We start from the raw sequence: 19,763 nt of genomic DNA on the forward strand, positions 1-19,763 counted from the left end.
TTTTTCTGATCCAAACGCTACGGTCCTACACCTTTTTAATCCCGTTCCGTGCCAGACACCCGATTGGCGTTCAGATGGACAGCTGGAGCACACGATCCCCTGTCGTCTGTTCACTGGGACGCCGTTTGTTCACTGCCAGCTCGCCAATCTTGATCAACCGGGTCCGCGTGACGTTGCGGCTCAACCCGAGCAGGTTGGCGGTGTGCACCTGGTTGTAATGGCTGAAGCGATAGGCCGCGCGCAAGAGGGCGTCTTCGACTTTTTCGTGCAGGGCGCCCGCTTGCTCTTCGAACAGGGTCTGGAACGCTCGCGTCAGCAGCGCCTCGGCGGATTCGTCGACAGGCGCCGAATCATCCAGGCGCTCGATGCGCATGTTCGACAGGCGCAGATCGTCGTGCTGGATCAACCCGTTGCGGCAGATGAGCAGGGTGTGGTGGATGACGTTTTCCAGTTCGCGGATATTGCCTGGCCAGCTGTAGCTCCTGAGTTTGTGTTCGGCTTCTGCGCTGATGCTGATCGGGCCGTAACCCAAGCGCTTGCTATAGACCTCGATGAAGTGCCGGGTCAATGGCAGGATATCGCCGGGACGCTCGCGCAGCGGACTCAACTCCAGGCTGACCACGTCCAGCCGGTAATACAGATCCTCGCGAAAATGCCCTGCATTGATGGCTTTCTCCAACTGCACGTTGGTGGCCGCCAGGACCCGCACATCAATGGGGATGCTTTTGCGTGAGCCCAGGCGCACCACTTCACGCTCCTGCAACACCCGGAGCAGTTTTACCTGGATAGGCATTGGCAGATCGCCTATCTCATCAAGGAACAGCGTGCCGCCATTGGCCTCTTCAAACCAGCCGGCTTTAGCGCTGAGGGCGCCGGTGAAGGCACCTTTTTCGTGACCGAACAACTCGGCCTCGACCAGCGATTCGGAAAAGGCCCCGCAGTTGACCGCCACGAAGGGGCGATTGCGCCGGGCACTGAGGTTATGGATATGGCGCGCGACCAGCTCCTTGCCGGTGCCGGTTTCGCCGATGATCAACACACTGGCTTCACTGGGCGCGACCTGCTGCACATGCGCCAACAGGGCCTGGGATTTTGGATCTTCGAAGACCTGGGCGGTGGCCCGTATCGACGTCGCCAAGGCTGGAGATGGGGGTAAGGTCAGAAGCTGCATGGGCATCTCTATCACTATGAGTAGAAGGTCGGGACAGGCAGAGATCGGTTCAATGCCCAGTCACCCAGTTCGTGGAGTTTGTAATCCACAGGATCGTGCAAGGTCTGAGTGCGCAGATTGCGCCAATGCCGGTCGAGTCGCAGGGACGCGTGGGTCGAGCGTGCCCCCGTTACCTCGAACAGCTTGCTACACAGCTCAAGGCCTTGGCGGGTGGCGGCGACTTTTGCGGTGGCGATCGCTGTTGCCAGATTGCCGCGCTCCTCGCTGCTCAGATCCGGGCCTTTGGCCCAAGCGGCATCGAGCAATTCGGCGGCCCGTTCTACCAGCAACCGCACACCTTCCAGCGCTACCCAGAATTCCCCGTAGTGTGCCAACACATAAGGGTCCTGGCGGATGTCCTCGGCAGTGGATTTGAACCAGGTGCGGGTTTCGGTGAGGGTGTATTGCCGCGCTTCATTGAAGGCTCCCTCGGCGATACCGAGAAACATATGGGTGAACGTCAGTTGCGCGATCAGCGGACGCAAGCAGGCGAAGGGCGTGCTCAAAGGGCCGGGATCAAGGAGCAATTCCGACTCGTCGACCCGCACCCGCTCAAAGCTGGCACTGCCACTGTCGGTCTGACGCTGGCCCATGTTGTTCCAGTCTTTATGCAGGGTGATACCGCTGCGTCCGCTGGGGATGGCGGCGATCAGCAACTTGCCGCCCGCCGTTTCGTCCACGGCCGAAGCGATCAGCATTTGTGAATCACTGGCCCCGGAGCAGAAGCTTTTTTTGCCGGAGAATTCCCGCCAGCCGTTGAATGTTTTGACGACAGTGCGCGTGTCCAGCGGGTTGAGGGCGTTGCCCCAGAACCAATTCTTGCGCGCGGTTTGCTCGAACCAGGGCTGCCATTGTTCCGGCTTGGCGAACAGGCGCACGGTGGCCAACATCAAATGATGGAAACCGAAGACGTGAGCGATGGAGCTGTCGACCTTGGCGAACTCGCGAACGACGTTCAAGGTTTCACTCCAGCGCCCACCTAGTCCGCCATATTGACGAGGAATGCTTAACGCCAGCAGACCGCTTTCGCGCAGCGCGTCGCGCTCGACTTTAGGGGTACCACCCCGTTCATCGCGCTCGGCAGCGGTTTCGGCAAATTGTGCAGCCAGTTTTTGGGCTGTCTGCAAGGGCGTGGACGGGGCGCTTGGCGGCTTGGCAGTCACACGGGTTTCCTCAATGATGAATGCAGGGTCGGACGGGCGGGTCATGCACCCCCCCCGATCCTGTTCAGGCTGTGTGAGCAGGCTTACCCGCGAAAACGGTATGTCAGGCGCAACCGATCACTTGGCCTGAGGCGGCAAGTCATTGGCGATCATTTCGCCAAACGGACCGGTCAGGTTGGTGATCCCGCGACCGGCCAGGCTCGCGTAGGGTTCGGGCAGCAGCGGGAATACCAACTCGGCAAAACGATAGGCTTCTTCCAGGTGTGGATAACCGGAGAAAATGAAACTCTCGATCCCCAGGTCCGCATACTCTTTGATCCTTACCGCGACCTCTTGTGGATTGCCCACCAGCGCGGTGCCAGCCCCGCCACGAACCAGGCCGACACCGGCCCACAGGTTCGGTGCGATTTCCAGATTATCCCGGCGCCCGTCGTGCAGCGCCGCCATGCGCCGTTGGCCCTCGGAGTCGAAGCGTGAAAACGACTTCTGCGCGGCCGCGATGGTTTCGTCACTGATGTGTTCGATCAGGGTATCGGCGGCTTTCCAGGCCTCTTCGCTGGTTTCACGCACAATCACATGCAGACGAATACCGAAACGCACGGTGCGTCCCTTGCGTGCGGCCCGTTCGCGAACGTCAGCGATCTTCTCGGCGACGGCGGCGGGTGGCTCGCCCCATGTCAGGTAGACATCCACCTGGTCGGCGGCCAGTTCGTGAGCGGCCTCGGAAGATCCACCGAAGTACAGCGGCGGGTAAGGTTTCTGAATCGGTGGGTACAGCGCTTTGGCGTTCTGCACGCGCAAGTGCTTGCCTTCAAAATCCACAGCTTCGCCTTGCAGCACGCGACGCCAGATGTGCAGAAACTCGTCGGTGACTTCGTAGCGCTCGCTGTGATCGAGATAGATACCGTCGCCACGGTTTTCATCCGGGTCGCCGCCAGTCACCACGTTAATCAACAGTCGGCCACCGGACAGTCGATCCAGGGTTGCTGCCATCCGCGCGGACACGGTCGGCGAGATGATGCCGGGACGGATGGCCACTAGATACTTCAGGCGCTCGGTCAATGGCACCAGCGCCGAGGCGATGACCCAGGAGTCTTCGCAAGAGCGACCGGTGGGGATCAGTACCCCGTGATAACCCAGGTCATCTGCTGCCTGGGCCACTTGTTTGAGGTAATTCAGGGTGACGGGGCGGGCGCCTTTGGTGGTGCCCAGGTAATGGCCGTCGCCGTGAGTAGGGAGAAACCAGAAAACATCCATGACAAATCCTTCAAACAATGTGCAGCCAATTTTTTATGGACGCCGAACAGCGGTACGGCGCGTTATGCAGTAGGGCAAAAAAAGCGGTGTCTCAATCGATGATGAAGTTCACGGGCTCTGAGCAAGAGCTGTACCAACGAACACCCCCTCGTATTCACACCTTGGGCAGCGCTGGCTAACGTCAGTCACCTGTTCACTGGCAACGCTTTTGTTGAATGACTGTTGCCGGGTAAACAGTTGCTGGGCCAACACTGCGTCGAGTCAGTGCTAGTTATAAAGCCTCTGAGTTATTCCGCAAAAGAACCTAATTCCATATTTTTATAACTTTTTTATATATGTGAGTCCTGTGCTCAGGGCCCTGCAAGGCTTGCAGTGCTACGCGGGGCTTCGGATATCGGCTGCGAGGCCCGACACGCTTAAGGCGCCGTCATAGGCGCGCACGTAGACGCATCATGCAACTGATGGCATGGGACATGGTTTGTGTTTGATCATCGAAAAAGGTACTTCAGTACCGAGAGTCGTCAAACGGCGGTTATGGAGAAACTCAGCCCTGTGATAATTTTCGCCGTCCAATAAAAACTCCCAAAGGACGATCGAATGCACTCAAATGGAAGACTGTGCGCACCGTTTCTCTTTCTTGCCTGCGCGGCTTTGTTCGGCACCTCCGCAGCTGCGGATACGGAAAAGCCAGATATCGACAACCTCGTGCAAGACGCCGCCCAGTCGGTCATGCAGCAGTACAAGATTCCCGGCCTGGCTATTGCAGTTACCGCTAATGGTAAGCAAAGCTTCTACAACTACGGGGTGGCCTCCAGGGAAACCGGGCGAAAGGTCACCCGCGATACGCTGTTCGAGATCGGATCGATCAGCAAAACGTTCACGGCGACCCTGGCCACTTACGCTCAGGTCAACGGTCGGCTCGCACTCAGCGACAACCCCGGCAAGTATCTGCCGCAGCTCCAGGGCAGCCAGTTGGACAAGGTGACGCTGATCAACTTGGGGACTCATACGGCGGGAGGGTTTCCCCTTCAGGTCCCTGATGACGTCCAGAACAACGAGCAGTTGATGGACTACTTCAGGTCTTGGCAGCCCTCATTCGCCCCTGGCACCCACAGGACTTACGCCAACCCCAGTATCGGCTTGCTTGGGATGATTGCGGCCAAGAGCATGGACATTCCCTTCGATGAGGCTCTTGAGACCCAACTCTTTCCGAAACTCGGCATGCACGGCAGCTACATCAATGTGCCTTCGAACAAGATGTCGCTCTATGCACAGGGCTATAACAAACAGGACGCTCCAGTCAGGCTTAGCCCTGGCGTGCTTGCCGACGAAGCCTACGGAGTGAAAACCAGCGTCCAGGACTTGATTCGCTTCGTCGAGGCTAACCTGAACCTTGCCCAGACAGACGCCACGCTTAAGCGCGCGATCGCTGATACCCATATAGGTTACTTCCAGGTTGGGCCGATGACCCAGGACCTGATCTGGGAGCAGTATGGCTACCCGGTGAAGCTCGATACGCTACTGGAAGGTAACTCTGACAAGATGGCTTATGAGAGTCAGGCGGCCACCGAGCTGACGCCGCCCCAGCCCCCGCAACAGGCGGTCTGGGTAAACAAGACGGGCTCAACCAGCGGGTTTGGAGCCTACGTTGCCTTCATTCCGGCGAAGAAGCTCGGCATTGTGATCCTGGCCAACAAAAATTATCCCAACGAGCACCGGGTTCGTTTGGCGTATCAAATCCTGAGCAAATTGGATTGCTGCTCGCGAGCAGAGCACTGAGGTCAAGTGCAGAGCGTGCTGACGTATGATCCGAATGGGTAAAAAAATATAAATAAATATCATATTGAGATAAATGGTCATAAAAAATTACTACGCTCCGCGCCGAATGTGCATCGAGTCACGCTTTATTTTGTGGGGGCGTAGTAATGGATTTTGGCAATGTCGGGTTAATAGTTGCGGGCTTGTTTGGTGGATTTATCGTCGGAATGCCGGTTGGATTCGAATCGGCACCGCAAGACGTTCCCTGCCAGACGCAATGACAGGCCGGTGGCGCGAAGCGTTTATCGATGGAGTTTGCGACCGCCGGAGCGGAAGTTGAGCGTGGCGCCCACGCTCGCTCAGGGCTGTTGGTCAATACTGTCTGGGTTGCCGTCGCAGCCTATGCCCGGCTCAAAAAGGAGATACCAACATGTTCCTCAATTGGTCTGATCTCGTTGCCACCATCAAGAAAAGCTTTGGTTTATTAGCTAAATCCAATCCGAAAATGGTCAGCGCTTACCAGGCGCTGGATGAAGCATCCGCTGAGAACAACGTGCTGGACGCCAAGACCCGGGAGTTGATTTCCCTGGCCGTGGCCATCACCACCCGCTGCGACGGATGTATCGGTGCGCACTCTGAAGCGGCGATCAAGGCCGGTGCCAGTCGCGAGGAAGTGGCCGCCGCGCTCGCCACGGCCATTTCGTTGAATGCCGGTGCCGCGTACATCTTCTCGCTGCACGCACTCGAAGCTTACGATGCCTTGAAGAGCTAGCGTCCTGCCTTGAGCGGTCAGGAAATGCCTTGCTGGCTGGCAGGCGCATGGGTATGTCTTGCCAGTCAGCGGTTTCTGTCCGGATCGCGGCTATTCGCTACAGGCCATTTGCCATACCATCGGTCCATTCAATGGAAAGAGAGGATACGTACGTGAGCAGTTTCCTGGACAAAATCAAGAACAAGATCAATGAGGCCTCTCCTGATCTGCTCGCTCGCACGTCCGAGTTGATGGAGAAAGGCAAGAAGGCCGCTGTTGAAATGGCTGACAAGGCCGCTCCCGTGATCAAGCAGGCGTCTGCAAAAGCCAGCGCTTATGCCCAGGAAAAATCGCCGATCATTAAGGCGCAGGCGATCAAGGCGCTCGAAGAAGCCAAGGTTCAACGTGCGGTTCTGCAAGAGAAAGCCCGAAACGACAAGGTGGCTCACGCTGAGTACGTAAGGACCATGTACTTGATGACCCTTACCCCGCGGTCACTGGCGTTCATCGACGAGAAATTCAACCATTACGGTCGCGCGTTGAACTTCATGTGCATCACGGGCGAAGTACTGGCGTCTGACAAGCGTTCTGAGGTGAGGATGTCTGCCAGCCATTCGCTCAGTGGCACAGGTGGCGGGTTTCTTTGGCAAGGGACCGGCTCGGTGAGCATGAATGTGTCCAGCCACTCCTTCGTCAACGCCACCACCAATACGGCCCATGAATTCTGGATACGACTGCCGGACGGGGTCGAAAAGCCGATCTATCTGTTCGACAGCAACATCCCCATGCGCAAGGGCCAGGTTGTTTCGCTGATCTTCTGCAACGCTGACGACAGCCCCAACGGGATGTTGGTGGCACTGGTCAACCACAATGCCAAGGCGATGTGGAAGGTCCTGGGTCCGGCCGAGATCAATCAGCGTTATAAGCTCTACACCAAAGAGCCAGGCTTGTTTAATGGTCGGGAAGTTCGCGAGACGACCGCGCGACTGCTCAACGAACTGGATATTCGCTTGAGCCAGTTGGGTGAGTGGGCCAGCCGCTTCGAGGCGCCTCCGAGCGAAACTGATCCGGCCCTGCTCGGTCACTGAGCCCTGTCGTGGGCGCACAGGTGTTGGCTGCTCGACGCGATCATCGAACGTTGCAATCAGAGGATGCGGTACAACAAACGCTCGATGCGAACCCGACTGACCCTTCGCAGAAACGTGCGCACGGCGACCGGGTATTCGCTGAGCGTGTCCAGTTCGTCGTACTTGCCGACCCGCAGGGTATTGCGCATCAGTTGAGTAACTTCTACGTCACGGCGTGCAGTCCACTCGGACTTGGGATCGTCGATCAGCAGGGCATTTTCCAGATCCAGCTGGAAGGCTCGTGGGTTGAGGTTGTTGCCCGTCAGCAAGGTGTAACGCTGGTCGGCCCAGAGGCCCTTCAGGTGGAACGTGTTGTCGCCGTCTTTCCACAGGTGCAGATTCAACTGGTGCTTGGCGATGGCTTGCTGATGCTTTTGTGCGAAGCGGCGCAAGCTGATTTCGTAGAGATAAGGCAGTGCGGCGATGACTTTAAAGGGCTCGTCGGCCGGGATGAAAAAGTCATTGGCCGTCTTGTCGCCGATGATGATATCGATGGTTACGCCGCGCTTGAGGGCGCGATTGATTTCCCGGGTCACGGTCACTGGCAGATTGAAATACGGCGTGCACAGCGTCAGTTGTGTCTGGCTGGCCGCGATCAACTCGCAAATAGTGCGACTAAGCGGGTTCTTGTTGCCTACACCCAGTAGGGGTATGACGCGCAGGCCTCCGGTGTCTTCGCTGCCGTTTGAGGTGTCGTATGACGTGCGTTTGAGATGGCTCCTGAAGGCCCGGATTTCACCCCGCAAACTGCGAGAGGTGGGGGGCGAGGGCAGGTCCAGGCGGTGCACGGCTTTGGACGTGAGTACATCGTTACGCACCATGTGTTGCATCGAGTCGGCCAGGGCCTTGTTCTGCAGCAGGTGATAGCGATCAAGGCGGTATTTGTCGAACTTGTGCAGGTAGACGTTGTTGATGCTGGCGCCGCTGTAGATCACGCAGTCATCAATCACGATGCCCTTGAGGTGCAGCACCCCGAATAGTTCGCGGGTCTGCACTGGCACGCCATACACAGGCACTTCTACGTCATGCTCCAGGTTCTGCGCCTGATACCACGCGGAATTACCGGGTTGCTTGCCGGCACCGATCAACCCTCGTTGTGCGCGAAACCAGTCCACCAGCACCACGACATCCAGTGTCGGCCGCGCCACTTTGGCTGCGTACAAGGCGTCGAGGATTTCCTGACCGGCTTCATCCTGTTGCAGGTACAGGGCAACCACGTAGATCCGTTGCGTCGCTGCAGCGATTTTCTCCAGCAGGCAGCGTCGGTAGTCGGCGGCGTGGGGCAACATCGTGATGGCATCGGCTGCCAAGGCAAAACCACGAAGCGTGGGCAGGGTGGAACGTCTGAAAGTGGAGCGCATAAGCCTCTCGAAGCGTTAGCCAGATAGCCCGGGAGCTTACACCAGAGCGTCAGGAAAATGGTTTGCTCTTTGCCTCGCGCACAAAGCCGGTCGATAGGGTGAGCACAAAAAAAGTACTGAATGGTTATCCAATCGCGTGAATCGGAGTGCGGGGTCAACCCAAAAAGGTGATGACGATGCCCTGTAACGGGCGCGTTTTAGTCACTTTAGAGTCTAAAAGCGCTATTACGGTATAAGGTGGTGTACGCTTGCGGCCTCTAAAACAGGATGAAGTTATTGATATCCCAACATGACGATGGCGAGGAAGCGTTAATACGACCGGTTAAAAGAGTACCGGTATTGTGGCTGGCAATCTTTGCTGTTTTTTTGGTGTGCGTGTCGATTGTGGGTTTTAATTTATGGCAGTTGAAACATGCCAAAGACCATGAGTTTGAACAGGCCCGCGTCGCGACATCGAACCTGTCCAAATCACTGGCTCAGCAAGCTGAAGATACGTTTGATGAAGCGGACGTCATATTGGCCGATCTTGTTGAGCGTCTGCAGAATGACGGCTTGGGACCGGCCCAGATCGATCGCCTTCATCATCTCCTGGTGCAGCACGTCATTGAAACTGAACAATTACAGGGTTTGTTTTTTTATGATCGCACGGGGGCATGGCGCCTGACCTCTTTTGCGACCAAGCCGGAAAACGCCAATAATGCTGATCGCGAATACTTCCAGTATCACCAGCAGAACGACAATCTGGGTCCGCACATAGGCAAGGCGATTCGTAGTCGAACGACTAACGATTGGGTCATACCGGTTTCAAGAAGGTTGAATGACAAGCAAGGCCAGTTCGACGGCGTTGTATTGGCCACGCTGAACATGAAGTATTTCGACCGGTTTTTTGAAGGTTTCAACATTGATCGTCAAGGCGCTATTTTTCTGGCAATGACGGATGGCACTCTGTTAGCTCGACGTCCCTTCACCGACGACGTGATTGGAGCGTCCATCGCTAAAGGGCAGGTGTTCACCGAATACCTGTCAAAATCCACTTCAGGCACGGCCATGGTGACGTCCATTGTGGATAAAGTCACCCGGCTCTACGGGTACAGGCAGCTGGGGAAATATCCTTTGGTCGTCGCTGCAGCCATCTCGGAAGAGTCACTGTTCGATGAATGGCGACAGAACGCGCTTAAATCAGTCGTCGTGATTGTCATCGCCGTATTGGCCAATATTTTATTCGGCGTTCTACTCGTCCGACAGATTCGCTTTGGCTTGCAAGCCGAAGCGAAGATGCGCGTGGCTCAGGATTCCCTGGAGAAGCTGGCCTTGCAGGACAGCCTGACCGGGTTATCCAACAGGCGGCATTTCGAAAGAGTCCTCAATGCCGAGTTTCGTCGCAGTGGGCGGAAAAAGACGACCTTGAGCCTGATCATGCTGGATATCGATTTTTTCAAAAGTTTTAACGACGCCTATGGTCACTATGCCGGTGACCATTGCATTGCTGCGGTTGCTGACGCGATCCGCAGTTGTTTGAATCGTGCAGGTGACCTGGCTGTTCGTTATGGTGGTGAAGAGATGGCGATATTTTTGCCGGACAATGACACTCAAGGTGCTTATGCGCTGGCTGAAAAAATAAGGCTCGCGATTCTCGCCAGGCACATACCGCATGTTGATAACCCCGCGGGTGTCGTCACCGTCAGCCTTGGCTGTTACTCCTGCGTACCCAGTGAATACAACACTATTGAAGCACTGATAAAAAGAGCTGATTCTGCATTGTATGCCGCGAAAAAAGCAGGCAGAAATCAAACCATGACTTTTCAGCTGGATGTTTAATTCCGTCCCGATGCGTTCTCACCGATACGCGCCAGGTCGTGAGCTCAATTGAGCACGGTACTCAAACAAAACCTGAGGACGGCTGATCTGGCAGGGCGGTATGGCGGCGATGAGTCCTGTGTGATCCCGCTATAAGCAGGCTGTACAGCAAGGCTTCGTTAGCGCCTGCCTTGAGCCGATAACGAAGCCTTGCTTTCAGCACGGGTGAAATACGCTCAATAGCCGTTTCGACGGAGAAGGGTGTCCAGGCTTTCTGTCGACGGACGCCCGTAGAACGCCAGCAGTTGTGCCGCGCGGTTGGTGAAGAAACCGTCGACTCCGCGGGCGCTGAGCGCTTTGAAATCCACTTCGTCATCAACGGTGTAGGGATGGATTATCAGGCCTTTGTCATGGGCCATGCGGTTCATCCACGGCTTGACCAGGTCCATGTAGCTTTGATCACCACCGTCTTTGAGCGCTGATGAAGGTCCAATGCCGATTGCGCCGTGAGCTTTGGCCCAGTCCATCCACGCTGCGAACTCTGCTTCGGACTTCACGTCTTGCCCGGCATAGAAGCTGGCCTTGTCTTTGGCCCCAGAGGTCTTGAACGTGGCGTCCGAACTGGCTTGGATGTAGCCATCCCCTAACCACAACAACAGCACTTTCGGCACCTGCGGCATGCTTTTTTGCAGCAGTTCGAGGCTCGGTTTTTCGAAGGTCTGCAACACTACGCGGCCAGGCATGTGCGCGACATTCACCCGGCCCTTGGCGGCTTCGGGTCGTTGATCGAGCCAGCCGCGTTTGGCCAGGGCATTTTTAAGGTCTTCTTCTATGCCGGGAAACTGGGCGGGAACCTTGGTCTCGATATACAGCCCCGGTTTGTTCTCACCGCCCTCGGCGATATCGATGACTTCGTCCAGGGTCAGTATTTTCAAACCGACGTAACTGCTGCGGGCTCTGGCGGGGAAGGCGGTATTGAACCAGGAACCAGCGTCCAGTTGTTTGAGCTCCGCCAGCGTGAAGCTGCTCACAGGTTGCGTGATGCGGTCCGGGTAGACCTGCGCGATGTTGGTAGTGCGTCTGAGGGTGTCGTCATGCAGGGCGATCAGAACTCCGTCCCTGGTGCGCTGAATATCCATTTCCAGATAATCGGCCCCCAACTCCCGAGCCAGCATGTAAGCCGGAATGGTTTCCTCTGGCGCATCAAACGAGGCCCCCCGGTGCGCAATGACCGCAGGCCAGGGCACACCGATTTTGGCGGCGAGTGCCTTGCCCGGCTGTTCAATCGCGAGCGTGGATTCACTCATCACCAGCGCACTCGCCAACAGTGTCATGAGCCCGACCGCTCGTGGAATACCTTTCAACATGTCTGATTTTCCTTTCTGCACGGATCATTCACGACCTTCTTGATCGCCATGCCGGCCCCGAAAAATCGAGGCCTCCCAAGTCTCAAGCATTAACAGCAACCATCAGCGAGAGCAATCAAGCTGTCGCTGCTGCACTGTAGCAAGTCGTCGATGACGAAATGGTGAGTGAGCCGTCGGTCACTATGGCAGCGATTCGGCGACTGACAGGTATTCCCGGAACCGCTCGGTCACGGTTAAAATGGCGCCAATTTTTTAACGAGGGATTATCTCGGCATGGAGATGACGGTAAAGACTTTTTTGGAGCTCAACATAGCGAAGCGCGAGCCGGGCGTTTTTTTTTCGAGCTGTATCCGCACGTTCACTGATGCCGAGCTGCTTTACGAAATAAACGTTGATCAGAATCTGGAAACAGTGGATGTCGGGCTGTACTCGATGCATGACAAGTACGTGTGGTCACAGAAGCGTGTTTATTTCATTTACGACGAAGACGGCAAACAGTTCCTTCGCTCCGTTCCTCGGAACCAGATCTGACCCGCATCGAGTCGTCTGGTTTCGGGCCTGACATCATATGCATAAGGGTGTCTCAGGCGCCTTTTGCACCCGCTCTCAAATCCTCACAAAACCCCTTCCTGCATCCGTAACCGCCACCGCCCATTGAACCGTAGCTCGGTCGCCGATAACGGCTCGATGTCGATTGCGTTAAACGCTGCCGGTGGGCATTGCAGGGCATGCAGGATGGCGGCGCGGATCACGAAGGGGTGGGTGATCGCTACCCAGTGTCCCGGTGTGCGCAGGGTGTCGAGCCATGCGCCGACGCGGGTGCAGACCTCAGCCACCGATTCGCCGCCGTGCGCAGTTGAAGCGCTGTCTGCAGACCAGTCCTGGAGTGCTTCGGGCTCATGCGCCTGGAGGTCTTTGATGCGCTTGCCTTGCCAGCGTCCAAAATCACAATCGCGCAGCTCGCGGACGATATCCATCTGCGACCCGAACAGGTGAGCGGTTTGCCGGGCGCGGGTCTCGGGTGCGCTGATTAACTGCACGGAAGGCTTGAAACGGTTGGCCAGCGAATGCCCGGCAGCCTGCCAATCCAGTTCGACAGGCTCGTCCAGCGGAAAGCGTGCGAGCTTCTGTGCGAGTGTCCGGGCATGGCAGATCAAGGTCAAACGAGTGGCCATCACAGGGGTCCCTAAGGGCTTTACGGGTGGGCAAGTTTACATGGCCCATGCCCTTGTATCATTTTGCGGGGGCGACCGCCGTTTGCCACGTGACGGGCGGGCCTGATAGACGGCATAGTCATCAGACTGATTTTGGGTGATCTGACCTTGGACTCTGGAGTGGAGGGGCGTATGACGACGACTGTTCTGGTGCTGGTTGAAACCATTCACGACTATTTGTCGATACTCGAAAGCAATGGTTTCAAGCTGATTCTGGCGACGAGCCCGGCCGAACGTAAAAAAGCCATTGAGGCGCACGGCGCGCAGATCAATGCGGTGTTGACCCGCGGTCCGTTAGGTTTTTATGCGGATGAAATCGCCGCGCTGCCGCATCTGGAAATCATCTGCGTGATCGGTGCCGGTTATGAGCATGTCGACCTTGAGGCCGCCAAGGCTCGGAATATTACGGTGACAAACGGTGCCGGGGTCAATGCGCCCTCGGTCGCCGACCACGCGCTGGCGTTGTTGCTGTCGCTGGTGCGTGATATCCCGCGTGCCGATGCATCGGTGCGGCGTGGCGAATGGCGTAAAGTCATGCGTCCTTCGCTGGCCGGCAAGCGCCTCGGTATTCTTGGGCTGGGTGCTGTGGGTATGGCGATCGCCAAACGTGCCGCCCTGGGTTTTGACATGTCCGTGAGTTATCACAATCGCCAGCCCCGCAATGATGTGCCTTACGCTTATTGCGCAAGCCCGGTCGAACTGGCGAGCGCCTCGGACTTTTTTATCGTCGCGACACCGGGCGGTGCAGGGACTCGGCAGTTGGTCGACAAACAGGTGCTGGGCGCCTTGGGGCCTCACGGTTTTATCGTCAACATCGCGCGCGCCAGCGTCATCTCGACGGCGGACCTGATCGAGGCGCTTGAACAAAATCGTATCGCTGGCGCCGCGCTGGATGTCTTCGATGATGAACCGCACGTGCCGGACGCGCTCAAGGCGTTGAGCAGCGTGGTGCTCACCCCTCATGTCGCAGGACTCTCTCCGGAAGCTTTGCAGGGTACTGTTCAGTTGGTGGCGGACAATCTGCTGGCGTACTTTTCCGGGCAACCGGTGCTGACGCCAGTGCGCAGTTGAATCGAGCGTTAACGTTGTGACCCTGTTACGGGCCTGCCTTCGCCAGCGGCGGCCCACCGGCGGCAGAGAGGCTTGGTTAAGTCCCAACTATACTCAGCCCGTCGGTAAAAGGAGAAGGCCATGATTCAATGCAAACGCGCTTATGACCCGGCGTCCCCCGCAGATGGTTATCGGGTATTGGTCGATCGCCTTTGGCCAAGAAACATGCGCAAAGATCACTTGGTCCTCAACGCGTGGTTGCCTGACACGGGCCCAACCACCCCGTTGAGAAAAGCCTTCAAAAGTGGCGCGATGAACTTCACGGATTTTTGTACGGGGTATCGCCAGGAACTGACGGCGCATCCGGAACATTGGTGGCGATTGCTCGAGCCTGCCCGGCAAGGCACGCTGACACTCGTCTATTCGGCGAAAGACACTGCGCATAACAATGCAGTCGTGCTGATGGAATGGCTTGAAGAAGAACTGGATAAGCAGGGGCCGCAAAGTTCTCCTGTCTGTTATGCAGGCTCACACCTCAAGTGAACAAAAGGTGTAACGCAAGTAACCTCAATAAAAGTGAAGTCAAACATCATTAATTTGACATTGCCCAGCCTGCCGCTGATCGGCAAACTGCTGGCGCTCACTGCTTAATGTCTCCATCCCCGCTGTCTTGAGCGCTTGCTTCATTGAGTTCTGACGCTTGAATTCAAGGCACCCACGTGTCTTTTTTTCGGCGATCAGTGTGAGTCACTCAGTGTGCTTGTAATGGAATAATTATGGCCCGTGTCAATGCTCCCGATATAAACGCTTCCTATAATTACGACGTCGTTCGCCGCTTCACGTTAATGACCCTGCTCTGGGGAATACTTGGCATGGCGATGGGCGTGGTTCTGGCGGCGCAGTTAGTCTGGCCTGAGCTGAACTTGAATTTGCCATGGACCACGTTCGGTCGTTTGCGGCCTGTTCATACCAATCTGGTGATTTTTGCATTTGGTGGCGGTGCATTATTTGCAACGTCATTGTATGTGGTTCAACGCACCTGCCGGGTTAGATTGATCTCCGACAGGCTGGCCAACGTTGTGTTCTGGGGCTGGCAAGCCATTATTGTGGCGCTGCTGATTACTTACCCGCTGGGATACACCACGTCTAAAGAATACGCTGAGATGGAGTGGCCTATTGCGATAGCGGTGGCCGTCATCTGGGTGGCGTATGCCTATTTGTTTTTCGGCACTATCGCCCGCCGCACCGTTAAGCATATTTATGTCGGTAACTGGTTTTACGGTGCTTTCATCGTGGTGACGGGCATGGTGCATGTGATCAACCACCTTTCGGTTCCGGTCAGTTTGCTGAAGTCCTATTCAGTCTATTCCGGCGCGACTGATGCAATGGTCCAGTGGTGGTATGGGCATAGTGTTGTGGGCTTTATTTTGTCTGTCGGCTTTTTGGGCATGATGTATTACTTCGTGCCGAAACAGGCCGAGCGGCCGATTTACTCCTATCGGTTATCCATCGTGCATTTCTGGTCGATCATTACCCTGTACATCTGGGCGGGTCCGCACCATTTGCATTACACCGCGCTGCCAGACTGGGCTCAGTCGCTGGGCATGGCGATGTCGATGATTCTGCTGGCGCCAAGCTGGGGCGGCATGATCAACGGCATGATGACCTTGTCGGGCGCCTGGCATAAGTTACGTACCGACCCGATCCTGCGGTTTCTGGTGGTGTCCCTGGCGTTCTACGGCATGTCGACCTTTGAAGGGCCGATGATGGCTATCAAAACCGTCAATGCGCTTTCTCATTACACCGACTGGACCATCGGCCACGTACACGCTGGCGCCCTCGGTTGGGTTGCCATGATCAGCATCGGGACGCTGTACCACATGATCCCCAAACTGTATGGCCGCGAGCAAATGCATAGCGTGGGGCTGATCAACGTGCACTTCTGGCTGGCGACCATCGGTACCGTTCTGTACATCGCGTCGATGTGGGTCAATGGCATCACTCAGGGCTTGATGTGGCGTGCGATCAACGATGACGGGACACTGACTTACTCCTTCGTCGAAACGCTACAAGCCAGTCACCCAGGCTACGTTGTGCGGCTTATCGGCGGTTCGACCTTCGCTGTCGGGATGCTGCTGATGGCCTACAACACCTGGCGCACTGTGCGAGCAGGCGAGCGCAACGCCCAGTATCCGATTGCGGCCGTGGTTTGATTGACGACAAGAGATGCGAATCGTTTCCCTGTCCAGGGATGAATATTTTTTAGTATCGTCGCGCTGATACGAGGCTCTCTCACTTTTGTGGGGGCGCCTTTTAAATTCTGGTTTTGATTATGCAACGTTACAGTTTTATGGGTTGGCTTGGTCGTTTTGCGCCAGCCGCAATGAATACGCGTCCCAAGGAATGGCTGAGGGCAAGCGTTGGAAGTTTTCTCGGGTTGCTGATCTGCACGCTGATCTGCCGCGAAGTTTTTGGCAGTTCAGTAGCATTGCATTTGATGGGGCCTGTGGCGGCGTCGGCCGTTATCCTGTTTGCCGTTTCTTCCGGGGCGCTGGCACAGCCCTGGCCGGTGATCGGCGGTTATCTGACCTCAACGGCTGTGGCGTTGATCGTCACTCATTATTTCGGCTACTCGCCGCTAAGCGCCGCCTTGGCCGTTGGTCTGTCCTTGGGCGCGATGTGTGTATTGCGGTGCTTGCACCCCCCGGGCGCTGCGTTGGCCTTGTGTCTGGTGTTGGCGGATACCGAGCTCTCCGGGATGGGCCTTCAGGTGTTTTACCCTGTCATGCTCAATGCGATTTGCCTGCTGATTGCGGCGTTGCTCTACAACAACATCACGGGCGTGCGATATCCCAAACTGCACGTTGTGACGGCTGTGCGCGCTACTGACGATCCAGCCCCACAAGAACGAGTCGGTATCACCTCTGCGGACCTGGACCTGGCGTTGGCCGACATCGGCGAGTTTGTCGATGTGACACATGAAGAACTCGAAGAGATCGTGCGTGCCACTGAAAAGTACGCGTTGCGGCGCAGCATGGGCGATATCACGGCGTCTCAGATCATGTCGCGTGACTTACAGTGCGCCACCCCGGAGACGTCGGTCGAGCAGGCGCTGAATATGCTGACTTCGCAACACCTCAAGACGTTGCCGGTTCTGGATAAGGAGCGGCGTCTTGTCGGCATTGTCAGCTTGATTGATTTGCTTGGGCATTCGCGCAATACCAGGCGATTGGGGGTGTTGGGCCGATTGGGCCTGCGCCGCGGCAGGGTGCTGGAGCACGTGATGACCCGCCCGGTCACCTGTGTGAGCGGCAATGCGCATGTCGTCGAACTGATTCCGCTGTTATCAGGATCGGGGCTGCACTGCCTGCCTGTCATCGAGAAAGGAGAGTTGGTCGGCATCGTGACCCAGACTGATCTGATTGCAGCGCTTCATCGGGATTTGATCATGCATCTTGGATGACTAGATGATCGGGTCCCAGCGTTGCGACCAATCACTGTCTGCTTTGACGATGTCTCGCAACAGCTCGAAAGCCGACTGCAATACCGCTGAGTCACGATCACGCGAATAAACCAGATAGGTGGGGTAGGTGAACTCTGGCGCCTTTGGCACGCGCTCGAACACGCCGCTGTCCAGATAACTCTGGACCACTCGCGTACGGAAGTAACCGGCACCGCCATTTTCAAGAATGTATTGCAGCGCCAGTGGCCCCAGGTTGAAGCCGATCGCCGCTTTGGCCAGGTCTGGAAGTGCCGCATCGTGTTGCTTGCGGAAGTCATCGCCCCAGTCGACATACACGTAGGGTTCCGGGTTGGATGCCAGGCGCACCTGAATCAGTTTCTCTTCCAGCAGTTGCTCGACCTGCAGGCCCGGCCAGTAAGTGGGCTGATAGACCAGCGCCGCATCCAGTACCCCCAGCTCCAGTTGCTGCAACAGCTGCTTGCCGTCCCCTATCTCTGCACGCAAGGCATGGGTCGGAATCTTTTCGCGCATCTGTTGCACCCAGCTCAGCATCAGCGGGTTGCACAAACTGACTTCACCACCGATGTGCAGCACATTGCGGTAGCCTTCAGGCAGAGGAAGGTCCCGGCGCGCCGCTTCCCAGGTCTGCACCAGTTGATTGGCATACACGACAAATGCTTCGCCATCCGCCGTCAACTTAGCGCCGGCCCGGTTGCGGATGAACAGCGTGCAGTTGAGATGACTCTCAAGCTTCTGCACGCGGGCCGTAATGGCCGTCTGCGTGACATGCAGTCGTTCGGCGGCAGCGACAAGGCTGCCGTACCGCGCGATCTCTACAAAGGTTCGAGCCAGGTCGATGTCCATGTGGGTTCACTTCAAATCAGAGGGCTTGATTGTAAAGGCATCAGCCAGGCGCAGGGAGTCTGTGAATGGCGGAGGAATGCGCGGGTTGAATCTTGGCTATGCTCATTGTGCTGTCGAAACCCGTCGGACGGTTTCAGAGAGGTTGCCCGATCCTCATTAGAACCGTGGAGAATCTGAATATGCATTGGCTGAAACAGCACCCCGTCGCGATCAATCTGGTGCTCGCCTTCGCTATCGCCGTGCTGGTGAGTTTATGGGTGAACTACTTCACGGGGCCAGATCCTATGCCGGATCGCAAGCACCTGTTGATGGGCATGGCGATCGTCCTGCTGGGGATTCAATGTTGGTACAACCTGAGCGTTTCGCGGACCAACAGACGAATTATTTATGAGCTTCTGGATTTAGGCGTTCACTTCTTCATCGCTAACTCCAACACGCCGATCACCTCCAGAGACTTGAGAATCATTGTTCACGTGTGGGAGAAAACCCGGCCCGGAAAAGACCTTCCTGCCCAACGTTGTCTGGTGCCTAAATACTGGAAGGCTGCGACCGAACCGTGGGACTACCGGGCGATTCCGCTGGATTGGGAATCGATCAGGGTGTGGTTTATCAATGTCAAAGCGTTCCATGAACAACAGGTCATCTGCGGTGAGCCGTCAGAACCCAATCCCCTGCTGGCGGCAGAACTGGCAAGGCTGTATGTTCATGCGCCATTCGCCGGAAGATCAATCATTTCGGCCCCGGTCTGGTCCCGCAAAGCGCCGTTGTCAGTCATCGGCACACTGACCTGCGACTCCGTTCGGGGCACGGAAGAGCTCGACTGGTGCAAGAACGGTATCATCAATGAAAATGCCAGGAACATGCTGGAAGCCTTGGCTAATTCAATTGGAAGGATCATCTCGAATGACGAAGAAGCCGCTAAAGACGCATAGCGTCGCCGAGCGTCGAACGCGCCTGTCGGATGAAGCCGTCTCGGCCGCCGATCAAGCGTATGCGCCGTATTCGAAGTTTCACGTGGGCGCTGCGGTACTTGGCGCGTCAGGAGCGATTTATCGCGGCGCCAACATCGAAAATGCCAGTTATGGGTTGGGCATCTGTGCAGAGCGCGTGGCCCTGGCCAGTGCGCGAATGGCGGGGGAGCAAAACATTGCGGCCATCGCGATTGCCTGTGTGAGCGCCGCCAACGACTCCCCCCTCAACGAAAAAATGCCCTGCGGTGCCTGCCGACAGTGGATTCAGGAACTGGCCCCCGATGCGGAGATTTTTATTGTTGGCGAGGAGGAAAGTTACTTCATCGCTCAGCTTCTGCCCCACGGGTTCACACTGCGCACTTGATCCGTTTCTCGCGTAGCCAGGCAAACGCACAGAATGGCCTCTAGCC

At 56.6% G+C, this 19,763-nt stretch carries 18 protein-coding genes; 11 read left to right on the forward strand and 7 right to left on the reverse strand.

The window, feature by feature from the left end; translation table 11 throughout:
• Positions 1-70: 70 nt before the first annotated feature.
• The 3 genes from AC1MEA_RS16005 to ssuD all read right to left on the reverse strand — a co-directional run bounded on the left by AC1MEA_RS16005 (position 71) and on the right by ssuD (position 3,630).
• Positions 71-1,177 carry a sigma-54 interaction domain-containing protein gene (locus AC1MEA_RS16005; RefSeq protein ID WP_480416747.1) on the reverse strand — a complete coding sequence of 369 codons (1,107 nt, stop codon included), beginning with the start codon at positions 1,175-1,177 and terminating at the stop codon, positions 71-73.
• 8 nt (positions 1,178-1,185) lie between these two features.
• A complete protein-coding gene (locus AC1MEA_RS16010; RefSeq protein WP_480416748.1) occupies positions 1,186-2,418 on the reverse strand; it encodes an acyl-CoA dehydrogenase family protein in 1,233 nt (410 codons plus the stop codon).
• Positions 2,419-2,490: 72 nt separating this feature from the next.
• Positions 2,491-3,630: an FMNH2-dependent alkanesulfonate monooxygenase gene (ssuD, locus tag AC1MEA_RS16015; protein ID WP_480416749.1), complete on the reverse strand. Its 1,140-nt coding sequence runs from the start codon at positions 3,628-3,630 to the stop codon at positions 2,491-2,493.
• Between the two features lie 597 nt (positions 3,631-4,227).
• Here ssuD and ampC point away from each other — a divergent pair.
• From ampC to AC1MEA_RS16030, 3 genes are all read left to right on the forward strand, one after another.
• Positions 4,228-5,409, forward strand: coding sequence for a class C beta-lactamase (gene ampC, locus AC1MEA_RS16020; RefSeq protein ID WP_480416750.1), 1,182 nt, complete (start codon positions 4,228-4,230; stop codon positions 5,407-5,409).
• A 409-nt stretch (positions 5,410-5,818) separates the two neighbouring features.
• Positions 5,819-6,160 carry a carboxymuconolactone decarboxylase family protein gene (locus tag AC1MEA_RS16025; RefSeq protein WP_449635908.1) on the forward strand — a complete coding sequence of 114 codons (342 nt, stop codon included), beginning with the start codon at positions 5,819-5,821 and terminating at the stop codon, positions 6,158-6,160.
• Between the two features lie 152 nt (positions 6,161-6,312).
• Entirely contained in the window at positions 6,313-7,227 is a 915-nt protein-coding gene (locus AC1MEA_RS16030) for a hypothetical protein (protein WP_219061367.1), read from the forward strand.
• Positions 7,228-7,283: 56 nt separating this feature from the next.
• On the opposite strand, the gene pssA is transcribed toward AC1MEA_RS16030, so the two are convergent.
• Complete coding sequence (gene pssA, locus AC1MEA_RS16035) at positions 7,284-8,627, reverse strand: CDP-diacylglycerol--serine O-phosphatidyltransferase (protein WP_219061366.1); 1,344 nt, start codon at positions 8,625-8,627, stop codon at positions 7,284-7,286.
• Positions 8,628-8,894: 267 nt separating this feature from the next.
• Between pssA and AC1MEA_RS16040 the strand changes: the two genes are divergently transcribed.
• Complete coding sequence (locus AC1MEA_RS16040; protein WP_480416751.1) at positions 8,895-10,445, forward strand: sensor domain-containing diguanylate cyclase; 1,551 nt, start codon at positions 8,895-8,897, stop codon at positions 10,443-10,445.
• Between the two features lie 215 nt (positions 10,446-10,660).
• Here the strand turns inward: AC1MEA_RS16040 and AC1MEA_RS16045 are convergent, their stop codons facing one another.
• Entirely contained in the window at positions 10,661-11,758 is a 1,098-nt protein-coding gene (locus AC1MEA_RS16045) for a glycerophosphodiester phosphodiesterase (RefSeq protein ID WP_480918156.1), read from the reverse strand.
• 306 nt (positions 11,759-12,064) lie between these two features.
• Here AC1MEA_RS16045 and AC1MEA_RS16050 point away from each other — a divergent pair, with 306 nt between their 5' ends.
• Positions 12,065-12,322, forward strand: coding sequence for a hypothetical protein (locus AC1MEA_RS16050; protein WP_219061363.1), 258 nt, complete (start codon positions 12,065-12,067; stop codon positions 12,320-12,322).
• An 83-nt stretch (positions 12,323-12,405) separates the two neighbouring features.
• Here the strand turns inward: AC1MEA_RS16050 and AC1MEA_RS16055 are convergent, their stop codons facing one another.
• Entirely contained in the window at positions 12,406-12,969 is a 564-nt protein-coding gene (locus AC1MEA_RS16055; RefSeq protein ID WP_480416752.1) for a histidine phosphatase family protein, read from the reverse strand.
• 168 nt (positions 12,970-13,137) lie between these two features.
• Here AC1MEA_RS16055 and AC1MEA_RS16060 point away from each other — a divergent pair, with 168 nt between their 5' ends.
• From AC1MEA_RS16060 to AC1MEA_RS16075, 4 genes are all read left to right on the forward strand, one after another.
• On the forward strand, positions 13,138-14,076 hold the full coding sequence (locus AC1MEA_RS16060) for a 2-hydroxyacid dehydrogenase (protein WP_480416753.1): 939 nt from the start codon (positions 13,138-13,140) through the stop codon (positions 14,074-14,076).
• A gap of 120 nt (positions 14,077-14,196) precedes the next feature.
• On the forward strand, positions 14,197-14,598 hold the full coding sequence (locus AC1MEA_RS16065) for a DUF488 domain-containing protein (protein WP_219061360.1): 402 nt from the start codon (positions 14,197-14,199) through the stop codon (positions 14,596-14,598).
• 233 nt (positions 14,599-14,831) lie between these two features.
• Positions 14,832-16,268, forward strand: coding sequence for a cytochrome-c oxidase, cbb3-type subunit I (gene ccoN, locus AC1MEA_RS16070; protein ID WP_219061359.1), 1,437 nt, complete (start codon positions 14,832-14,834; stop codon positions 16,266-16,268).
• A gap of 119 nt (positions 16,269-16,387) precedes the next feature.
• On the forward strand, positions 16,388-17,518 hold the full coding sequence (locus AC1MEA_RS16075; protein ID WP_480416754.1) for an HPP family protein: 1,131 nt from the start codon (positions 16,388-16,390) through the stop codon (positions 17,516-17,518).
• Here AC1MEA_RS16075 and AC1MEA_RS16080 read toward each other — a convergent pair whose 3' ends face one another.
• Positions 17,519-18,382 carry a LysR family transcriptional regulator gene (locus tag AC1MEA_RS16080; protein WP_480416755.1) on the reverse strand — a complete coding sequence of 288 codons (864 nt, stop codon included), beginning with the start codon at positions 18,380-18,382 and terminating at the stop codon, positions 17,519-17,521.
• A 179-nt stretch (positions 18,383-18,561) separates the two neighbouring features.
• On the opposite strand from AC1MEA_RS16080, the gene AC1MEA_RS16085 reads away from it, so the two are divergent.
• Positions 18,562-19,314 carry a hypothetical protein gene (locus tag AC1MEA_RS16085; RefSeq protein WP_480416756.1) on the forward strand — a complete coding sequence of 251 codons (753 nt, stop codon included), beginning with the start codon at positions 18,562-18,564 and terminating at the stop codon, positions 19,312-19,314.
• Positions 19,286-19,717, forward strand: coding sequence for a cytidine deaminase (gene cdd / locus AC1MEA_RS16090; protein WP_480416757.1), 432 nt, complete (start codon positions 19,286-19,288; stop codon positions 19,715-19,717). Before AC1MEA_RS16085 ends, cdd begins: the two co-directional genes overlap by 29 nt.
• Positions 19,718-19,763: the final 46 nt, after the last annotated feature.

Source organism: Pseudomonas sp. ASL8, from assembly GCF_056680355.1.